General features: G+C 65.1%; 2 protein-coding genes and 1 pseudogene. 1 reads left to right on the top strand and 2 read right to left on the bottom strand.

What is annotated here, in order from left to right; all coding sequences use genetic code 11:
* A partial coding sequence (locus ACZ52R_RS43425) for a hypothetical protein (RefSeq protein ID WP_465755570.1) occupies positions 1-612 on the bottom strand: 612 nt, incomplete at its 3' end.
* Positions 613-1309: 697 nt separating this feature from the next.
* Here ACZ52R_RS43425 and ACZ52R_RS43420 point away from each other — a divergent pair.
* Positions 1310-1795 carry a hypothetical protein gene (locus ACZ52R_RS43420; RefSeq protein ID WP_465625592.1) on the top strand — a complete coding sequence of 162 codons (486 nt, stop codon included), beginning with the start codon at positions 1310-1312 and terminating at the stop codon, positions 1793-1795.
* A gap of 129 nt (positions 1796-1924) precedes the next feature.
* Here ACZ52R_RS43420 and ACZ52R_RS43415 read toward each other — a convergent pair.
* Positions 1925-2389, bottom strand: a pseudogene (locus ACZ52R_RS43415) (group II intron reverse transcriptase/maturase); the annotation flags it as partial.

Here is a 2389-nt window from a genome sequence, read left to right as displayed (position 1 = left end):
TCTCCGCGTGTCATGGCCTTCTTCTACCAGCAGCAGCACCGCCGAAGCGCCCGAATCCACGAACTCATGATCTGAATTCAGAACAGTCCCTAGGGCTGCCCTGAGCTGCCCGTTCGAGGATGCGTGGTCCTGTTCGGCGAAGTGCTTCACGGCCAGCTGGTAGTGGCCGAGCGCCTGGGTGTAGCCGCGCGCCTTCAGCTCCGCCTCCAGCGCGGTGATCTCCGGGTTGAGAGGGGCGACTGTGGGTTCGTTGGGCAGCACTCGGCAGGTGAGCTTCGAGTTGTTCCGGGTGATCTGGAGCTCGAAGCCATCGCCCGACATCGCTTCTGTCAGAGCTGGGAGCTTGTCGCGGTAGAACGGGTTGAGGCTCTCGACGAGGAGTCGGACGAACTCCAGCAGAGCCTTGTGCGCGTTCGCGTTGTCCCCCTGTGTAGCGGAGCGCTGGGCCCTCAGCAGAGCCGGCCGCAGCATTTCGGCCTTGCTGGTGAACTTGGGCGGATCACCGTCACCCAGCTCGGTCATCATCAGCATGTTCTTCAGCTCAGTCCCGCTGCAGCTGTCGACCGCGGTCTCGATGATCAGGCCCAGTGTCCTGATCGACAGGGTGTTCATGGTGACCAGTTTCAGAGGTCGGCCTCCGCCGGCGCGAGCGGTTTCCGAAGGTCGACCGCTACATCAACGGGCTGGTGCCTGGCATCCGTTGAGCTTCGTCATAAGCTCGCGGTTCGCTGCGCGGGCGGCGGCCAAGTCTTCGTCTCGGTCGATGAACTCGGGCGGAGGTCGAGGAGCTGCTGTTCCAGCTCGGCGACCCTGCGGTTGAGCGTCTCGCCGTCGGCGAGGGCGCCCAGGCCGGATGCTTCCCAGGCGGCCTGACCGAGTGCCTCGGAGAGGCGTCGTTCGAGCCGGGTGATGTGCGCGGCCAGTCGCCCGTTGCGGGCGGTGAGGTTCGCGACGTCGGTCAGCAGAGACTTGCGACTGACCTATGCTCCAGTGGTCGCGCCGGGTGGGGGCCGGCTCGCGCGGGCGATGACGGGCGCATGCAGGTCTCCGTGACGGTGAATCAGGCTGCGGTGGACGCCGGCGGCGCGGGCGACCGACGAGACGCTGATCTCCTCGCCAGCGGCGACTTGCTCCACCGCGCTGTTCACCCTCACAACCGAGCTCCCAGCCGCGATCCTTGCCCGAATGCTCGGCGTCCACATCCACGTGGCCGTCCAGTGGCAGAAGGCGGCCGCCGGCGACTGGGCCACCTACGCCGCGCAGGTCAGCCACCGCATCAAGCATCCCCACCGACACGGAGACGATGGCCATGCCCCTCGATGACCAGCACATCTGGGCTCTGCTGAGGGACCTCGACGATCCCGACCGCATGGAGTTCCCTGCGAGCTACGACCACGTCGCGACCCGAGCGCGATTCGATCAGCTCGCCAACAGGCTGGATCAGCGGTTCCGCTGCACCTGCACCGTCGATCGAGGCGTCCAGGACGCGAACCATCACGGCACCATCGTCATCCCCGCCGGTGCGACGGTCAGCGGCGACCACCTCACCATCACGGTCAGCAACTACGGCAACCTCGTCGCCGTGACGCTGGGGAACCCCGGCAGCTACGACGAGGAAGAGGAGAACGTCCTCTTCGACACCGCCGACCGTCGCCCCATCGACGACGAACTCGAAGCACTCGGCTACATCGCCGTCTCCGAGCACTTGCTCTGGAACCGATACGACGGCGTCAGCAACCTCGGTACGTACTTCGAGCCACGAACCTGGTGGGACCGCTTCTTTGACTACATCTGAGCCCGCCCCAACGGCTCTGCACCGCAGGCATTGCCGGGTAGGAGCGGCGGGTTACCCCGCCGCTCCCCCCTCAGAACCGTGCGTGCCACTCATCGCGGCACACGGCTCATGCAAGCCCCACAGGACGATTCAGGAGAGCTGTGCTGTGCTCCTGCGTTGGCGGATGAGATATCCGCGGCGACAGGAAGCGTGTACGAGCCGGGTCCCATCATCGTTTGACCGCGAGCCTGGTCTCCCATGGTGAACGAGGTAGTCGGCCGTGATCGCCTGGCGGGCGATCCGCAGCCACCATCGCTCCCATTGCTCAGGAGACTCAGGGGGTTGTTCGGCGAAGAGAAGTTGGTCGCCGCACAGTGGACAACGCGCTTCCTGCTTGGTGAGCAGGCGGAGCGTGTACTTGTCGAGCGGCGGCTTGACCTTCTTGCGCCGAGTTGCCCAATAGTCAGTCAGGGAGGGGCCATCGGGTGATGCCTTCCCCTTGACCATTGCGTGCCGGACGATGTCAGTCCAGGAGAACTTCGTGACGTAGGCAGGGGTGCCAGGGGCACCGAACACCCATCGGTCATTCCTGAACTTGTTGCGTTTACCGAAGTA

Source organism: Kitasatospora sp. NPDC034023 (assembly GCF_055575795.1).
The sequence above is the reverse complement of the archived record's forward strand: the minus strand, read 5'-3'. Positions and strand labels throughout refer to the sequence as shown.